Here is a 16,909-nt window from a genome sequence, read left to right as displayed (position 1 = left end):
TGAGTGATGAGTTTTAAGCTTTTTGACACTACGGCTTAAAATATGAGATATACGTTAACATTATTTATTGTACATAAATTACTTAGAAATTACTACTTAACGGTTTGATGAATTGGTATCTGATATACCAATTCATCAAACCGTTTTTTCCTCCTCCCTCCCATTGTCCTAATTATTTCTGCTCAATATCTCTATACAGCCTTACCAAATTTAACACAACCTATACTAAACTACCGTTTAATAAAAATTAGACGCAAAAACCTATGTTTTATTTGACCTGAGTAGGATAAATATATAGTTTTACTTGTATCAAATCATTGATTATCAATAAGAAGCATATCTGATTTCCTTTCTGAATTAAGAATCTTTTAAACTCCTTTTCTCAAAACTGTTACGACTATGAAAATCCTAAATCATTTACTTTACACTGATGATAGTAAGCAAGTAAGCTATCGCCCTACTCCTAATAAAGCAGGAAAATACACTCCATCTTATTTAGTAATGCATTATACCGCAGCTACTAAAGCTTCAGGCTCTATTGCTTGGTTTCTGAATCCTACTGCCAAAGCTTCTGCCCATTTGGTGATTGATAGAGACGGTACGATTACACAGTTTGCCCCTTTTAATATCATTACGTGGCATGCTGGTGTAAGTCAATGGAATGGCTTGAATGGGCTAAATAGTTATTCAATAGGCATAGAGTTGGTAAACGGCGGGAAATTAGCTAAACAAGGCGGAAAATGGGTTTGTCCAGTAGATAAAACTACTGTACCTGACGATGATGTAATTGTTGCCAAACATAAAAATGAAACAGCTGAAAATGGATGGCAAGAATATTCAGAAAAACAATTGTCAGTAGCGATAGATGTTGCCAGTTTATTAGTAAAAACTTATCAATTAAAAGATGTAATAGGTCATGAAGACATCGCTCCTTTTAGAAAAACCGACCCAGGTTCCGCTTTTCCGATGACAAGCTTTAAAGCTAAAGCAATGGGCCGTAAAGATGCTACTTTGGATTTGTATAAGACAAGCACACAAGTAAATATTCGTAAAGGAGCAGGAACACAGTTTGAAACCATTACAGATATGCTACCAGCCAATACAAAAGTAACTGTATTGAAACGTGAAGGAACGTGGAGTTTTGTAGAGGTATTAGACACCGTTCATGGGCTAAATGATATAGAAGGCTGGGTAAGTTCGAAATATTTGGTTAAGTAATTATCAACTATTAATGCGTCAAAATATTAAATGATTATGTTGACGCATTAATAATTTTTATTTTTGCTATATTGCTATTACTATCCTAATAACTATCATATAACAACCCACTTATTTCAGTAAATGCACCAATTCCTAACCTTCCGTGAGTTCAATAATGAACTTGAATTCAATGAATTACTTCAAATCTTAGACGATAATAATATTCAATATGAAACAGAAAATTATCGTCCTAATTCGAATTCCTATACATCGACGATAGCTCTTCCTAAATTTATTGTTAAAATTCCAGCTGACAAGTTCCTTGAAGTAAACAATATACAACGTGACTTAGCTTCAAAAAATATTCAAGAAGTTGACCGCTCATATTACCTTATTGATTTTAATGATACTGAACTTTATGAAATACTCCTGAAAGCCGATGAATGGTCTGCTTTTGATTATGAGCTAGCTAAAAAAATATTAACAGAAAGGGGAAAGCAAATAGATAAAGACTTTATTGATTCTTTGAATACGAGTAGAATCAAAGACATGATGCAACCTGAACCCGAACAAAGTTCAAAAATTTTTTGGGGATATTTTTTTGCAATTGTAGGAGGGCTTCTTGGTATTACTATCGGTTGGGATCTTATGTCAACCAAAAAAACGCTTCCCAATGGTGATAGAGTTTATATCTACCAACAAAAAGATAGAGCGCATGGAAAAAGGATTATAATTTTAGGCTCAATACTTCTAGTAATTTACACAATCTATTGGCTAATTAAAGAAGATTAAATGCAATTTTAGTATTTCAAACATCAATAACCACACTATTAACCTTAAATCTTTTTTTATGCTTACCAGAGAACAACTCATTGAAAATTACAGCTCATTTGATGACGGTAGAATAAAAATCATTGCCAGAGATGTGTATGATTTGACACCAGAAATAAGAGAAATTCTTAGAACAGAGATTAACAAAAGAGGCTTAGCAATCAATATACCAAATGAGGAGGAAATATTAACTCAACCTAAAAAGATAGATAAAGAAGAATTAGCGGTGTTGCTTCCTGATAATAATTCCTTTATTTATGCTAAAATTCCAGCAAGAGGGTTAAATCGTATTTTTGATTTTTTATTGACATACGGATTGATATTTTTTCTAATTCTTTTCTTTGAATTAGAAGACTCTACTTTTATAATGTTCTTAAGCCTAGCTATTTTTATTGGAAATTATTTTTTCCTAGAGAAAATTTACGGAAAAACAATAGCAAAATATTTAACCAAAACAAAAACTGTTACGATAGCTGGAGGAAATTTAACATGGAATCACATTACCACAAGGTCTATTTGTAGGCTCATTCCTTTGGATGGACTATCCATATTAATTAATCACAAACGAGCTTGGCATGATTACCTTTCCCAAACTGTAGTTGTTGAAGATTTTGACCAAAAATAAACACTAAAATCATTAAAATCCTTCAAGATATTTGAAGGATTTTTTTGTGCCACCACATTAATCTATCTCATTAACCACTCATCCTATTTTATTGATATTTAATACAATGACAGTCATTTGTGAATACAAATTATACTACTATTGTAATATCATTTTAATATCAAAATAATCACTTCTATGAACACTGAAAAAAACATTAATCCATTTAATGGATACGTTGCTCTTTTTGTTTTATTATTAAGTTTTGGGTTATTGATTTTCGGGATTGTTTACAAACATCCATTTGATGCAGTTGTTGCTTGTATTTTGCTTTTATTGATAGCAAAAGGGTTTATTATCATTAGTCCGAATACTGCTAAGGTACTTTTGTTGTTTGGTAATTATAAAGGGACAATTAAACAAAATGGTTTATTCTGGATTAACCCTTTCTATACTCGTACAAGTTTATCAATGAAAGCTAGAAACTTTGAAAGCGATAAGGTAAAAGTGAATGATAAAATGGGGAATCCTATTTTAATAAGTGTTATTTTAGTGTGGAAAGTAGAGGACACCTTTAAAGCTATTTTTGAAGTTGATAATTATACCAGTTTTATTAAAATTCAAACAGATTCGGCTGTTAGAAAATTAGCAGGCTCTTTTCCTTACGATCATTTTGAGGATGAAATGGCAACAATAACGTTGAGTACCAACTTTGATGACATCAATAATGCTCTTGAAAACGAAGTAACGGAAAGATTAGAAATTGCAGGTATCAAAGTAATAGAGGCTAGAATCGCCTATCTAGCTTATGCGCCTGAAATTGCACATTCCATGTTAAGACGTCAACAAGCCTCTGCTGTCGTGGCGGCGCGTCATAAAATTGTAGAAGGTGCCGTTAGTATGGTAGAAAGTGCGTTAAGTTTATTAAGTGCTAAAAATATTATTACTTTTGATGAAGACAAGAAAGCAACAATGGTAAGTAATTTAATGGTTGTTTTATGTGGCGACAGCGAAACCAAGCCTGTAATCAATACAGGCACTTTAAATCAATAAGTTATGGCTGAAAAAAAATCTTTTGCCTTGCGAATAGATGCTGAAATGATGAAAGCCATTGAAAAATGGGCAGCAGATGAATTCAGAAGTGTGAATGGGCAAATTGAATGGATGTTGAATAAAAGCCTGAAAGATGCCAAAAGGATAAAAAATAAGGATAATTCAAGAAATTAAAGGTGAAATGATAAGGGCTAAAATCAATGGTGATTTTAGCCCTTATCATTTTTATAAATAGCGAAGCCATTTCTTTTCTGAATTGTCTTCCTTATAACGGCCATACCATTCACAAAGAGGATACATCAACACTACAATGCTTATCCATACTACATAAATTCCTGATAATTCAATCCCTGACTTACCTGTTGGTCTACCAAAAGTAAAGTTTGCAAAATTCATTTCTTCCCATGTAAAACCTTGTATAAACAACATGCCTATCATTAATACATGAATAAGATACCAGTGTATTAGGTAGTAAAATAAAGGGACTTTACCGTAAACTGAAATTATTTTCACAAACTTGCCCTTTAGTCCCCCAACATAAGAAAGCACCACAATCATCACTCCCAACGTAAGGAATGTATATAAAAATGAAGGAGGATATTTGCTTACATTGATAAAAGATAGAAAAGTATAGGTAGCATTTTTCTGTACCGCCCATTTGCTCAAATCTCCATATAAATTAGTATACCTTACCACAGCAAAAATTACCAGCATTGAAGCACCTATTGCCAACAAAGTCCTCTTTCTTTTTTGGAGAGGATAATCAAAAATAAGCCCTGCAGCATATCCTACTAGCATAATTCCAAACCAAGGAATAATAGGATATGAAACAACAAAGGTAAAATCTGGCATCAATGGGAATGCATTTAAAGCAAAAAGATAAGTCGCAACAAACTTTAAATCAGGGTTTTGAATACCAGAAGGCAGTGGTGTTATTAAATCATGCGTAAGTATAATCAATAAACCCAATATACCAAGTACCTTGGCAGGTAACCTCAATAAAATTGCTAACAACACAAACCCAAAACCGATGGCTGCAATTACCTGTGATAATATAATTCCAAAATTGATATCAAACCAAATTCCAAAGTTTACGATAGTGTATTCTAATAATATTAACCATAACCCTCGACTTAATAAAAACCATTGGGCTTGTCCTATATTTTCTTTGTTCTTGAGAGATATATACACTGAAGTACCAGATAAAAAAACAAAGGTAGGTGCACAAAAATGAGTAATAAAACGAGTGAAAAACAGAAATGGAGTAGTTGTAACCAAATCTGTTGGGTTTTGTGTGATAGCATCTACGTGCATTAAATCTCTAACGTGATCTAAAGCCATAATTACCATAACCAAACCTCTCATAAAGTCAATTGAATGTATACGCTTATTCATAAATTAAAATGTTTATTTTTAAATTTATGATAATTATTCTTTTAATCAAAAATGGAATAAATAAAAAATTTATCTAGTGCATTAAGTTTACAGTGAAATAACAATACTTTTATAATGAAGCTGTTTAAACTTTCCATTTCGGGTTAAACGAAGTCTTTTAGAATAACTTGTTCCAAAATTTACTCAACGTAGCTATGATATGCTTCGTAAATTTTGAAAAAATCAATTCAACAATACAATACATTCATCTCAGAAACCGAAAGTTTAAACCGCTTCAATAACAAGTTTTCAACCTCCTCCCTATTCTTCTACTATTTCTTCAATTTCACCTTCCTTGATGTCAAACAAATTTTCATTTCGTCTTGGCTTATTTATGAAAGTTACTTTATCAAACAGGCTATTATTGGTTTTTAAAACCTCCAACATAGTGTGTATTTTTTTCCACACTTATCTAATAAAACTACTGGAACGCTTTTTTAACGGTTTTAATATATTAAAATCAAACAATTTATATTTATGAAAAACGTACTAATTATTCTATCTGCTTTATTTATGATGGTTTCATGTAATTCAACCTCTAAAACAGAAATAGAGCAAGCAAAACAAATGGCTATCGATTCGATACAAAACGTTGAGGCACTTAAACTAGCAAAGCAAATGGCTATTGACTCTATGAAAATTGAGGCCGCTAAACAAGCAAGTAATGATTCTATTAAGTATGTGCAGGAATTAAAAAGCACAAAAAGCGTATCAAGCAAGGTTTCGGCAGGAGGTCAAAAAACTACTACCGAGAATGTAAGTACTACTAGTTCTTCAACAGTTGTCAAAAAGAAAAAAATGAGTGGTGCTGTTAAAGGAGCATTAATTGGTGCAGGTGTGGGTGCTGTGTCAGGTGCTGTTATTTCAAGAAATAACAAGCCTTTAAAGGGAGCATTAATTGGTGGAGTTATTGGTGCAGGTTTGGGTGCAGGAACAGGTGCAATTATAGATGCTAAAAACAAACCTAAAAATTAGCATATAATTTTGTTATCCATAAAAACGTCAAAGGTTTTTTATCTAATAAAAATCTTTGACGTTTTTTATTGTATTCGCTTTAACTTTGCAAAAAAACCATAAGCATGAATCAATCACTTATCAAAACAGCCATTAATAAAATACTTAAAGAAGGTGGCGACAGCAATTACTTTGTAATAGACATTACTAAAGATTATTATATTCAAGCTGCTAGCTCCAAAGGTGCAGAAGATGTATTTTGTGAAGCTGTTTCTAATCAATATTTATCACAAGCAAGTAAACTTTCGACCGACCAATTAAATAAATTAAAAGAAATTGGCTGGCATCAGCCTACAGAAAGTAATGTTAATTTTTTTCTTGAACTTCCTGCTGATAATAATGCTTCAATCGATTATTTAACAAACTTTTTAGCTTCTACTATTAAAGAAGTTTATTTATCTGAAAATATTACTAAAGAATCTTTTCAGTTCCATTTAGAATAATGAAAATAATTTCTTAGAAAAATTAAATTATTACCTTAATGCTAAATACATTTTTATGCTCTCTTTCTAAGATTTTTCACGCACCTTCACCTAAGTATTTATTCTTATTAATTTCTTAACCTCCTATAAAATTTATTGGTTTATTTTTGTCTCATAATCTTTCTACTAAAAACTTCAAAGTAAAATCGTGTATAGTCTACACTAATATATTAATATATATTCAAGCTATATTAATATAATATAAATCTAATCATTGAAAAAAAGTACCAGCTAATAAATTTTTGACCATTTTAAGGCTTAAAAACCAAAATTTAGGCTTTTTGATATTGTAATTTTAAAAAAAATATTGAAATTAGCAGAAATACAATTATGGAAAGTTTATCATTAACTTGTGATAAGATGAGTATAAACCTCTGATTTATAGACAAATTTGTCTCTTATTTTTTAATTATTACGAGAATTAAAAACGAATATAAAGATATCATAAGTTAATTTTTTTCATTCTTTTGTTGAATAACTAACCATTTATATTTAAACTTTTACCTAGGATTTGAATGTTAAATTCAACTTCCACCCATTAACACACACACAATAAATTATGACAAGCTTATTAAACAATCCGCTTGTATTGTCAGTATTGGCAATATTAGCTCTACAGGCATTCTTTCTTTTGTTCTATTTTTTAAGAAAGACATCTGTTAACAAATGCCCTAGTTGTGGGAACTTGCACTGCGATAGGATAAAGAGACCTTTTTATATTAAGTTATTTCTTTCTTACTTCTCAAACATAAAATATTATAGTTGCCCAAGCTGTGGCGCCAAATTTTTTATTGTTCAGTCAAATGATAAAACCATTGATGAAAATCAAAAATTTTTAAAGGTTTAGTCCTGTAGGCTTAAATAAAAGTTACTCCATAAAATCTCTTTGTGTATCAAGCGTTTATTACAAACATTGATAGATGAAGAGATTTTCTTTTGTCCACAAAAAAAAGTTTTAATCATAATTTTTTATAAATCAATTTCTTAACTTTAAGAAATTATTTTCTTTTTAAAAGAATTTGTTGTATTAAATAAATTGTGTTACATTTACACAATCTATTTAATACAACAGAAATGCTTCTAAAATACACACATGATACAAGGATTCTCTTAGCCATCGACTGCATAATTTTCGGCTTTGATGGTGAAGAATTAAAATTACTCTTGATTAAACGAAACTTTGAACCTGAAAAAGGAAAATGGTCGTTGATGGGAGGATTTTTAAATGAAACTGAAGATTTAGAAGAAGGAGCAAAAAGAGTATTGAATGAATTAACAGGGCTTGAAAATGTATACATGGAACAACTCCATGCTTTTGGGGAAATTACCCGTGACCCAGTAGAGCGTACTGTTTCTGTTAGTTTTTTTGCTTTGATTAATATCCACGCTCACGATTCTGAGCTATCACGTTCGATGAATGGATATTGGTTCAATTTTAAAGACAAACCTGATTTAATTTTTGATCATAACAAAATGGTGAATATGGCGCTTTCACAGTTACGCTACAAAGCCGCTTTACATCCTTTAGGTTTTGAACTATTACCTGAAAAATTCACGATTCCTCAATTACAAAAACTGTATGAAGCCATCTATGATATGAATCTTGATCGTAGGAATTTTAGCAGAAAAATCATTTCAACAGGTTTGTTAATTGATACAGGTGAGAAAAATGAAAATTCTGCCACCAAAAAAGCTATGCTTTATCAGCTCGACGCCGAAAAATATAAAAACAATTTCAACGATTTTCACAACTTTATTTCTGATTTTAAATGGTAAAATGATTTGAAAAATTCACGATTTGCTTCAATCATGTTATCTATTTACCTCATAAATATGTTTTTTAATAACTTTTATTACAATTGTGTCATGATGACACGAAAAATTATTTAACCAATGAAAAACCAATACGTCATCGGTGTTGATTATGGAACAGACTCTGTTCGTTCGGTATTAATTGATACTTCAAACGGTAAAGAAATTAGCCAATCTGTTTTTTATTATCCAAGATGGAAAGCTGGAAAATATTGTATTCCAGCTAAAAACCAGTTCCGCCAACACCCTTTAGACTACCTTGAAGGGTTGGAAAGTACCATCAAAGATTGTTTAGCAAAAGCCCCATCTGTAAATCCATCATCAGTAAAAGGTATTTCAGTGGATACCACAGGCTCTACTCCTGTTGCGGTTGACAAATCTGGTACCCCATTGGCATTAACAGCTGGGTTTGAAGAAAATCCAAATGCGATGTTTGTGCTTTGGAAAGACCATACTTCTGTCAACGAAGCGGCTGAAATCAATCAGGTTTCTCGTACTTGGGGTGGTATTGACTACACTCAGTTTGAAGGTGGAATTTATTCTTCGGAGTGGTTTTGGGCAAAAATTTTACACATTACGCGTGAAGACGATAGCATTGCAACATCTGCTTATTCATGGATGGAGCATTGTGACTGGATTCCTGCGGTATTAATTGGTAGTGATGATGTTGATGCTGTAAAGAGAAGTCGTTGTGCGGCAGGGCATAAGGCCATGTGGCATGAATCATGGGGAGGTTTGCCTTCTGAAGAATATTTAGGAAAATTTGATAGTCGTTTGGCAGCATTGCGTTCACGACTATTTGAAGACACTTATACAGCCGATGTTTCAATGGGCAATTTATGCCAAGCTTGGGCTGATAAATTAGGATTAACTACTGATACTATCATTTCTGTAGGAACTTTTGATGCACACGCTGGTGCAGTGGGTGTTGAAATTGAATCTGCTACGTTGGTAAAAGTAATGGGTACTTCTACTTGCGACATGATGGTTGCTCCTTTTGATGAAATTGGCGACAAATTGGTTCGTGGTATTTGTGGACAGGTGGATGGTTCTATCATCCCAGGAATGTTGGGCTTAGAGGCAGGGCAATCTGCTTTTGGCGACTTATTAGCTTGGTTTAAAAACTTGACAATGTGGTCAGTTCAAAACGCTGACATTGCACCAGAAATTAAACAACAAATTGAAGATTCTATCATTGTAAGTCTTTCAAAAGCAGCTTCGTCTATACCAATTTCTGAAAAGAATGTAGTTGCCTTAGACTGGGTAAATGGTAGAAGAACACCTGATGCTAACCAAGCATTGAAAGGGGCTATCATAGGCTTGGGCATGGGTTCAGATGCCCCTGCTATTTTCCGAGCTATGGTCGAGGCTATTTGTTTTGGCTCAAAAGCTATTGTTGATCGTTTTAAAAACGAAGGTGTTGATATCAAACAGATTGTTGGTATGGGTGGTGTAGCTAAAAAATCTGATTTTGTGATGCAAACGCTTGCTGACGTATTAGATATGCCTGTTAAAATCGCTACTTCTGAACAAGCGCCTGCTTTGGGAGCTGCCATGTATGCAGCCGTAGCCGCGGGCATTCATCCAGATGTTAACACAGCCGTTTCGGCGATGGGTAATGGTTTTGATAAAACATATTTCCCTATTGCAGAAAACGTGGCTTTATATGCAAAGCTTTATCAAAAATATGAGGCTTTAGGAGCTTTTGTTGAATCGCAGACAGTTTGATTTTGGGACTTTAGGACTTAGGATTGGAGGACTTTAAGACGTTAGACTGGTAGACTTTAGACGCTAGACACAAGATTTGAAGACTGGAGGACTTTAAGACGTTAGAGTGATAGACTTCACATGCTAGACACAAGATTTGAAGACTGGAGGACTGGCGGATACAATATTTGAAGACTTGAAGATAAAATAAATAAGAAGTAAGATTTTGAGATAGAAGGAATTGTGAGTCTTGTGTATTCAAGACTCACAATTCACAACTTATAATTAATCATGTATCAAGACATTAAACAAGCCTGTTTTGAGGCAAATATGCAACTTCCTAAATTGGGTTTGGTTGTATTTACTTTCGGAAATGTAAGTGTTGTAGATAGAGAAAAAGGTGTTTTTGCTATTAAACCTAGTGGCGTACCTTATGAATCTCTACAGGCTGACCAAATCGTAATTTGCGATTTTGATGCTAAAGTGGTGGAAGGCACTTTCCGTCCTTCTTCTGACACTAAAACGCATGCAGTGTTGTATAAGCATTGGACAGAAATCGGTTCTATTGTTCATACGCACTCTACTTATGCTACTTCATTCGCACAGGCTCAGATGGATATTCCTATTTTAGGGACTACTCATGCCGACCATTTGACGGTGGATGTACCGTGCGCTCCCCCTATGAGTGATGAAATGATTAAAGGAGATTACGAATACGAAACGGGTTTCCAAATTATGAATCATTTCGAGAAAAAGGGTTTTTCTTATAAAGAAGTAGAAATGGTGCTTTTGGGAAATCACGCTCCTTTTACATGGGGTAAAAACGCCGAAAAAGCTGTTTATAATGCAGGTGTTTTAGAAGCAGTTGCTCAAATGGCTTACCTTACTTGTACGTTGAACCCACGAGTAAACCGTTTGAAAGATACGCTTATTGAAAAGCATTACGAGCGTAAACACGGTGTAAGTGCTTATTATGGACAAGGATGTTGATGATTGAAGAGTTTTTAGTGCGGAATGTGGAGTAAAATTTAACACTTATACCACACTTACATTCACAACTCACCATTCACTAATTCACAACTAATACAACAATATTATTCCAATTAAATCCTCAAAAAAATCGATGAAAAAACAACTATTGGCAATGGCTTGTTTGGGGCTTTCTTTCATAGGAAATGCTCAAAATACTGCAACATTGCAAGCTGATTCAGGCAAAGTAACGATTAACAAACACATTTATGGGCATTTTGCCGAACATTTAGGTACGTGTATCTACGGCGGTTTTTATGTCGGTGAAAACAATACAAAAATCCCAAATAAAGATGGTGTAAGATTAGACATTATTGAAGCGCTTAAAAAATTAAAAATTCCTAACCTACGTTGGCCAGGTGGTTGTTTTGCTGATACTTATCACTGGAAAGATGGTATTGGACCTAAAGCTCAACGCCCAGCGATGGTCAATACTTGGTGGGGTGGTGTTACTGAAGATAATTCTTTTGGTACACACGATTTCTTGAATATGTGCGAGCTATTGGGTACTGAACCATATATTTCAGGTAATGTAGGTAGTGGAACTGTACAAGAATTGAAAGACTGGACTCAGTATATAAACTTGGGTGCAGGAACAAGTCCAATGTCAAAATTGCGTGAGCAAAATGGTCGTGAAAAACCTTGGAATGTTTCAATCTGGGGAGTAGGTAACGAAGCTTGGGGTTGTGGTGGAAATATGACAGCTGAATATTATGCTAACATCTATCGTCAGTATGCTACTTTCATGGCAGGAGCAGATAAAAAAGGACTTTTCAGAGTAGCTTCTGGTGCAAGCGATGCAGATTATAAATGGACAGAAACGTTGATGAAAAACATTCCTCATCAAATGCTTGAAGGTGTAGCTATTCACCATTATTCAGTTTTAAGCTGGGGCGAAGGTAAAAAAACTTCTGCTACAGAATATACTGATAAAGAGTATTTCAAAACAATGCAACAAGCTTTGTTGATGGATGAATTGGTAACAAAACATTCAGCAGTAATGGACAAGTACGACCCTAAAAAGAAAGTTGCTTTAGTAGTTGACGAATGGGGCGGTTGGTATAATGTAGAAAATGGTACAAATCCGGGTTTCTTGTTTCAACAAAATACCATGAGAGATGCCATGATTGCAGGGGCTACGTTGAACATTTTCAATAACCATGCAGACCGTATCAGAATGGCGAATTTAGCACAGGTTGTAAATGTTTTGCAGGCAGTTATCCTTACCAAAGAGGAGAAAATGATCCTCACTCCTACTTACCATGTAATGGAAATGTATAATGTTCACCAAGATGCTACTTTGCTACCAATCAAAGTAAAATCTAACGATTTTGTATTTGAAGGAGAAAAATTACCAGCGGTTTCCGTTTCGGCTTCAAAAGATGCTAAAGGTTTAACACACATCTCTTTAACAAATGTTGACCCTAAGAATCCTCAAGAAATCACAATTGATTTAAAAGGTACTAAATACGTTTCGGTTTCAGGAAGAATTTTGGCTTCTGAAAAATTAAGAGACTTCAATTCATTTGAAAATCCTAATAAAATTCAACCAAAGGCATTTTCAGGAGCAACGATTTCGGGTAATCAATTAAAAGTAAAATTACCAGCATTTTCAGTAGCTGTATTGGAATTAAAATAATTATATCACACATAACATTCTGGTGCTTACCAAATTATATTTATTAAAATGATTGACTTAAAACAAAACGAAGTTTGGTTCATTACAGGTAGCCAACATCTTTACGGAGAAGAAACACTTAAACAAGTGGATGAACACTCTAAAATTATTGCTGAAGCCCTCAACAAGTCTTCAAAAATTCCAGTAACTGTTGTATTTAAGCCTGTTTTAAAAACGCCAGAGGAAATATACAATATGGCAATTCAAGCAAACTCTGATGCAAAATGTATCGGTTTGATTTGCTGGATGCACACTTTCTCGCCATCAAAAATGTGGATTAATGGCTTGAAAATTTTACGTAAACCACTTTGTCATTTACATACTCAGTTCAATGCTGAAATTCCGTATGCTGATATCGATATGGACTTTATGAACTTGAACCAATCTGCACATGGTGACCGTGAATTCGGCTTCATCGGGGCTAGAATGGGTATCGCTCGTAAAGTAGTTGTTGGTCACTGGCAAGACGAAGAGGTTCATGAAAGAATCAACGTTTGGAGTAGAGTAGCCTCAGGTTGGAACGATTTACAAGGTGCTAAATTCGCTCGTTTTGGTGATAATATGCGTTTTGTAGCCGTAACAGAAGGCGATAAAGTAGAAGCTGAAATCAAATTTGGATACTCTGTCAATACACACCCTGTAGGTGATTTAGTAGGCATCATCAATTCAGTGAGCGACGCTGCTATTAATGCCCTCATTGAAGAATATGAAGCACAATATACTTTGATGGATTCATTGAAAGTAAATGGTGGTCAAAGAAGTAGTTTAATTGAAATTGCTAGAATTGAAGCTGGTTTACGTTCATTCCTTACACAAGGAAACTTCAAAGGTTATACCAATACTTTTGAAGATTTGCACGGAATGGTTCAATTACCAGGTATTGCTTCTCAACGTTTGATGGCCGATGGATACGGTTACGGTGGCGAAGGCGACTGGAAAACGTCTGTATTGGTACGTACTTCTAAAGTAATGGCAGCGGGCTTAGTAGGTGGTACTTCGTTTATGGAAGACTATACCTACCACTTCTCGCCAAACAACAACCAAGTATTGGGTTCACACATGTTGGAAATCTGTCCTACCATTGCTTCAGGTAAACCAACTTGCGAAATCCACCCATTAGGTATTGGTGGCAAAGCAGACCCAGTTCGTTTAGTGTTCAACTCTCCTGCTGGTCCTGCGTTAAATGCATCAATGGTTGATATGGGCGGACGTTTCCGTTTAATTGTTAACGAAGTGGAGGCTATCGAGCCAGCCGCAGAATTACCAAAATTACCAGTAGCACGTGTATTATGGAAAACTAAGCCTGATTTGAAAACCGCGGCACAAATGTGGATTTTGGCAGGTGGGGCACACCATACTGTTTATTCACAGGCACTTACACAAGAATTCTATGCAGATTTCGCTGAAATCGCAGGTATAGAATACGTATTGATTAATGATAAAACAGATTTGTACCAATTCAAAAATGAATTGCGTTGGAATTCAATGTTTTATAGAAGATAAATAAAATTGGGTTTTTGTATTGGTACCTCTCGTCTGAGAGGTATCAATCTTCTTGAGTTAATAAAAACTTAATGAAGCGTCTGACGGAAAAACCCTTTATTTACTAGTAATTTCAATAATCAATTGATAATCTTGCGAAAGCACTAAAACACAAGCAAATGAAATTTTTTATCGATACAGCCAATCTGGCTGAAATTAAAGAAGCATACGATTTAGGTATTTTAGATGGCGTAACTACTAATCCATCTTTAATGGCTAAAGAAAATATCAGTGGACATGAAAACGTAATCAATCATTACAAAGCAATTTGTGATATTGTTGATGGAGATATTTCTGCGGAGGTAATTGCAACTGATTATGATGGAATGATTGCTGAAGGTCTTGCCTTGGCAGCTCTTCACCCAAATATTGTGGTAAAAATTCCGATGATCAAAGATGGTATCAAAGCTATCAAATATTTTTCAAGCATCGGTATCAAAACCAACTGTACATTAATCTTCTCGGCTGGACAAGCATTATTAGCAGCCAAAGCAGGCGCTACTTATGTTTCTCCGTTTGTGGGTCGTTTAGATGATATTTCAATGGACGGTATCAAATTAATCGAGCAAATCAGATTGATTTTTGATAACTATGGTTTTGAAACTGAAATCTTAGCGGCTTCTGTTCGTAATCCAATCCATATTTTGAAATGTGCCGAATTGGGTTCAGATGTAGTTACTTGTCCGTTAAGTGCCATTCTTGCCTTATTGAATCATCCATTAACAGATAGTGGTTTGGCTAAATTCTTAGCAGACCATAAGAAATCTGCTGGACTATAAGAATGAGGAGTGCTGAATTGTGAGTGCTGGGTTAGTACTATACGAAGGTTTGTCATTACCTATTTTATTGGTATGATAAAGTATAAAAAAGCACAATATTAATTATAATGTAGCGGCAACTATTGCAGTTGCTACACTTGAAACGGCAACTGCGAGAGTTGCCACTACAATATTCATATCATAATTAAATGCTTCGTAATACTAATACCGAGTTGTAAATATTATCCTCACACTTAATTCAAAACGTCATTAATCTTTAGCAATTAATGACGTTTTTGAATACATTATGAAACAATGAGCATGATGTTTTTACATGATACTTCATAAGTTTGTCAACAGTGTGATTAGCCATCATAATCTTAGTTTGATTTCATAAAAATTAAAAATAAACTCAAAAACAATATTTAACAATGAAAAAACAAGTAAAAACAGCTGCTGTTTTGTTCTTATTAGCTTGTGTTAGTATGACATCTTGCGATACCTCAAAAAAAGAAAACAACAATAATATGATTGAAAAAGTAAGCTTTGGGAAACTCCCAGACGGACAAGAAACAGAACTTTATACCTTGAAAAATGCTGCTGGTATGGAAGTGAAAATTTCAAATTTTGGAGGAACTGTTGTTTCATGGACAGCCCCTAACAAAAAAGGTGAATTTGAAGATGTGATTCTTGGCTGTGATTCAGTTGCTGGCTATGTAAAAGGTGTTCCATATTTCGGGGCTTTAATCGGGAGATATGGCAACAGAATTGCCAATGGTAAATTCACCCTTGAAGGCAAAGCTTATTCTTTAGCACAAAATAATGGCGTAAATGCTTTACACGGTGGATTGAAAGGTTTTGATAAAGTACTTTGGACAGCAACACCAATTGAAGGTGAAGAACCAAGCTTAAAATTGACTTATACTGCCAAAGATGGCGAAGAAGGATATCCAGGCAATTTATCAGTAGAAGTAGTATATACGTTACAAAAAGATAATTCTTTAAAGATTGATTATAAGGCAACTACTGATAAAACAACCGTTATTAACCTAACAAACCATACCTATTTTAACTTGAATGGTAATTTAGATAGCGATATTTTAAGCCATGAAGTAACATTGAATGCTGACAAATTCCTTCCAGTAGATAAAACATTGATTCCTACAGGTGAATTAAAACCAGTAGCAGGTAATGTATTCGATTTCTTGAAGTCTAAGAAAATCAGTGCAGGTATCAACGATACGACAGATACACAAATTAAATTTGGTGGTGGTTATGACCACTGTTGGGTGTTAACAGATTCTACTAAAACGTTGAAATCTGCGGCAACAGTTTATGAACCAACAAGTGGTAGAGTATTAGAAGTTTTGACGACTGAACCTGCGATTCAATTCTATACAGGTAATTTCTTGGACGGAACTATCAAAGGGAAAAACGGTATTATTTACAAACACCGTTCAGGTCTGTGCCTTGAAACACAGCATTACCCAGATTCGCCAAACCAAGCTGCTTTCCCAAGCACAGTATTAAAACCAAACGAAACGTACCAAACTACTACAGTTTATAAGTTTTCGGTGAAATAGGTTTTTAGCTATCAGCTGTGAGCGATGAGCTTTGAAATAAAAAACTGCTACAAGGTTCCATTTATTGGGATTTTGTAGCAGTTTTTGTTTTGTGTGAATGGTATACTATTTAAGCGATCAAGCAACAATTTATGCAAGTATTATCTGAACCTTCAATTATACCATTAAACTCAGCACTTAAT

At 34.2% G+C, this 16,909-nt stretch carries 15 protein-coding genes; 14 read left to right on the top strand and 1 reads right to left on the bottom strand.

Going from position 1 to position 16,909, the window contains the following annotated elements; translation table 11 throughout:
- Positions 1 to 399: 399 nt before the first annotated feature.
- The 5 genes from J2Y60_RS12990 (at position 400) to J2Y60_RS12970 (ending at position 3,862) form a co-directional block, all read left to right on the top strand.
- Positions 400 to 1,218 carry an N-acetylmuramoyl-L-alanine amidase gene (locus J2Y60_RS12990; protein WP_309916273.1) on the top strand — a complete coding sequence of 273 codons (819 nt, stop codon included), beginning with the start codon at positions 400 to 402 and terminating at the stop codon, positions 1,216 to 1,218.
- Between the two features lie 123 nt (positions 1,219 to 1,341).
- Positions 1,342 to 1,992 carry a hypothetical protein gene (locus J2Y60_RS12985; RefSeq protein WP_309916269.1) on the top strand — a complete coding sequence of 217 codons (651 nt, stop codon included), beginning with the start codon at positions 1,342 to 1,344 and terminating at the stop codon, positions 1,990 to 1,992.
- A 58-nt stretch (positions 1,993 to 2,050) separates the two neighbouring features.
- Positions 2,051 to 2,656 carry an RDD family protein gene (locus J2Y60_RS12980; protein ID WP_309916267.1) on the top strand — a complete coding sequence of 202 codons (606 nt, stop codon included), beginning with the start codon at positions 2,051 to 2,053 and terminating at the stop codon, positions 2,654 to 2,656.
- A gap of 177 nt (positions 2,657 to 2,833) precedes the next feature.
- Positions 2,834 to 3,688 (top strand): SPFH domain-containing protein, encoded by an 855-nt coding sequence (locus J2Y60_RS12975; protein WP_309916263.1) that lies wholly within the window; start codon positions 2,834 to 2,836, stop codon positions 3,686 to 3,688.
- 3 nt (positions 3,689 to 3,691) lie between these two features.
- The gene (locus J2Y60_RS12970; RefSeq protein ID WP_309916260.1) at positions 3,692 to 3,862 is read left to right on the top strand and encodes an Arc family DNA binding domain-containing protein; all 171 of its coding nucleotides are present in this window, start codon (positions 3,692 to 3,694) and stop codon (positions 3,860 to 3,862) included.
- Between the two features lie 51 nt (positions 3,863 to 3,913).
- Here J2Y60_RS12970 and J2Y60_RS12965 read toward each other — a convergent pair whose 3' ends face one another.
- Positions 3,914 to 5,083, bottom strand: a complete 1,170-nt coding sequence (locus J2Y60_RS12965) for a heparan-alpha-glucosaminide N-acetyltransferase domain-containing protein (protein WP_309916256.1) — start codon at positions 5,081 to 5,083, stop codon at positions 3,914 to 3,916.
- A 516-nt stretch (positions 5,084 to 5,599) separates the two neighbouring features.
- Between J2Y60_RS12965 and J2Y60_RS12960 the strand changes: the two genes are divergently transcribed.
- The 9 genes from J2Y60_RS12960 (at position 5,600) to J2Y60_RS12920 (ending at position 16,727) form a co-directional block, all read left to right on the top strand.
- Positions 5,600 to 6,097: a glycine zipper family protein gene (locus J2Y60_RS12960; protein ID WP_309916252.1), complete on the top strand. Its 498-nt coding sequence runs from the start codon at positions 5,600 to 5,602 to the stop codon at positions 6,095 to 6,097.
- 104 nt (positions 6,098 to 6,201) lie between these two features.
- Entirely contained in the window at positions 6,202 to 6,579 is a 378-nt protein-coding gene (locus J2Y60_RS12955; RefSeq protein ID WP_309916249.1) for a TY-Chap domain-containing protein, read from the top strand.
- A gap of 1,113 nt (positions 6,580 to 7,692) precedes the next feature.
- A complete protein-coding gene (locus tag J2Y60_RS12950; RefSeq protein ID WP_309916246.1) occupies positions 7,693 to 8,394 on the top strand; it encodes an NrtR DNA-binding winged helix domain-containing protein in 702 nt (233 codons plus the stop codon).
- A gap of 117 nt (positions 8,395 to 8,511) precedes the next feature.
- Positions 8,512 to 10,158, top strand: coding sequence for a ribulokinase (locus tag J2Y60_RS12945; RefSeq protein ID WP_309916243.1), 1,647 nt, complete (start codon positions 8,512 to 8,514; stop codon positions 10,156 to 10,158).
- 270 nt (positions 10,159 to 10,428) lie between these two features.
- Complete coding sequence (locus J2Y60_RS12940) at positions 10,429 to 11,127, top strand: L-ribulose-5-phosphate 4-epimerase (protein WP_309916241.1); 699 nt, start codon at positions 10,429 to 10,431, stop codon at positions 11,125 to 11,127.
- A 133-nt stretch (positions 11,128 to 11,260) separates the two neighbouring features.
- A complete protein-coding gene (locus J2Y60_RS12935) occupies positions 11,261 to 12,805 on the top strand; it encodes an alpha-L-arabinofuranosidase C-terminal domain-containing protein (RefSeq protein ID WP_309916238.1) in 1,545 nt (514 codons plus the stop codon).
- Between the two features lie 48 nt (positions 12,806 to 12,853).
- Entirely contained in the window at positions 12,854 to 14,347 is a 1,494-nt protein-coding gene (gene araA / locus J2Y60_RS12930) for an L-arabinose isomerase (protein WP_309916235.1), read from the top strand.
- Positions 14,348 to 14,505: 158 nt separating this feature from the next.
- The gene (gene fsa, locus J2Y60_RS12925; protein WP_309916233.1) at positions 14,506 to 15,165 is read left to right on the top strand and encodes a fructose-6-phosphate aldolase; all 660 of its coding nucleotides are present in this window, start codon (positions 14,506 to 14,508) and stop codon (positions 15,163 to 15,165) included.
- A 410-nt stretch (positions 15,166 to 15,575) separates the two neighbouring features.
- Positions 15,576 to 16,727 carry an aldose epimerase family protein gene (locus tag J2Y60_RS12920; protein ID WP_309916230.1) on the top strand — a complete coding sequence of 384 codons (1,152 nt, stop codon included), beginning with the start codon at positions 15,576 to 15,578 and terminating at the stop codon, positions 16,725 to 16,727.
- Positions 16,728 to 16,909: the final 182 nt, after the last annotated feature.

Source organism: Arcicella sp. BE140 (genome assembly GCF_031456255.1).
Classification (GTDB): Bacteria; Bacteroidota; Bacteroidia; order Cytophagales; family Spirosomataceae; genus Arcicella; species Arcicella aquatica.
Note: the sequence above shows the minus strand (reverse complement) of the source record. Positions and strands in the feature narration are given on the sequence as shown.

What these genes read in the sequence shown, in the direction of transcription:
- J2Y60_RS12990 (WP_309916273.1), top strand. Translation starts at nt 400, where the DNA reads ATGAAAATCCTAAATCATTTACTTTACACTGATGATAGTAAGCAAGTA.
- J2Y60_RS12985 (WP_309916269.1), top strand. Translation starts at nt 1,342, where the DNA reads ATGCACCAATTCCTAACCTTCCGTGAGTTCAATAATGAACTTGAATTC.
- J2Y60_RS12980 (WP_309916267.1), top strand. Translation starts at nt 2,051, where the DNA reads ATGCTTACCAGAGAACAACTCATTGAAAATTACAGCTCATTTGATGAC.
- J2Y60_RS12975 (WP_309916263.1), top strand. Translation starts at nt 2,834, where the DNA reads ATGAACACTGAAAAAAACATTAATCCATTTAATGGATACGTTGCTCTT.
- J2Y60_RS12970 (WP_309916260.1), top strand. Translation starts at nt 3,692, where the DNA reads ATGGCTGAAAAAAAATCTTTTGCCTTGCGAATAGATGCTGAAATGATG.
- J2Y60_RS12965 (WP_309916256.1), bottom strand. Translation starts at nt 5,083, where the DNA reads ATGAATAAGCGTATACATTCAATTGACTTTATGAGAGGTTTGGTTATG.
- J2Y60_RS12960 (WP_309916252.1), top strand. Translation starts at nt 5,600, where the DNA reads ATGAAAAACGTACTAATTATTCTATCTGCTTTATTTATGATGGTTTCA.
- J2Y60_RS12955 (WP_309916249.1), top strand. Translation starts at nt 6,202, where the DNA reads ATGAATCAATCACTTATCAAAACAGCCATTAATAAAATACTTAAAGAA.
- J2Y60_RS12950 (WP_309916246.1), top strand. Translation starts at nt 7,693, where the DNA reads ATGCTTCTAAAATACACACATGATACAAGGATTCTCTTAGCCATCGAC.
- J2Y60_RS12945 (WP_309916243.1), top strand. Translation starts at nt 8,512, where the DNA reads ATGAAAAACCAATACGTCATCGGTGTTGATTATGGAACAGACTCTGTT.
- J2Y60_RS12940 (WP_309916241.1), top strand. Translation starts at nt 10,429, where the DNA reads ATGTATCAAGACATTAAACAAGCCTGTTTTGAGGCAAATATGCAACTT.
- J2Y60_RS12935 (WP_309916238.1), top strand. Translation starts at nt 11,261, where the DNA reads ATGAAAAAACAACTATTGGCAATGGCTTGTTTGGGGCTTTCTTTCATA.
- araA (WP_309916235.1), top strand. Translation starts at nt 12,854, where the DNA reads ATGATTGACTTAAAACAAAACGAAGTTTGGTTCATTACAGGTAGCCAA.
- fsa (WP_309916233.1), top strand. Translation starts at nt 14,506, where the DNA reads ATGAAATTTTTTATCGATACAGCCAATCTGGCTGAAATTAAAGAAGCA.
- J2Y60_RS12920 (WP_309916230.1), top strand. Translation starts at nt 15,576, where the DNA reads ATGAAAAAACAAGTAAAAACAGCTGCTGTTTTGTTCTTATTAGCTTGT.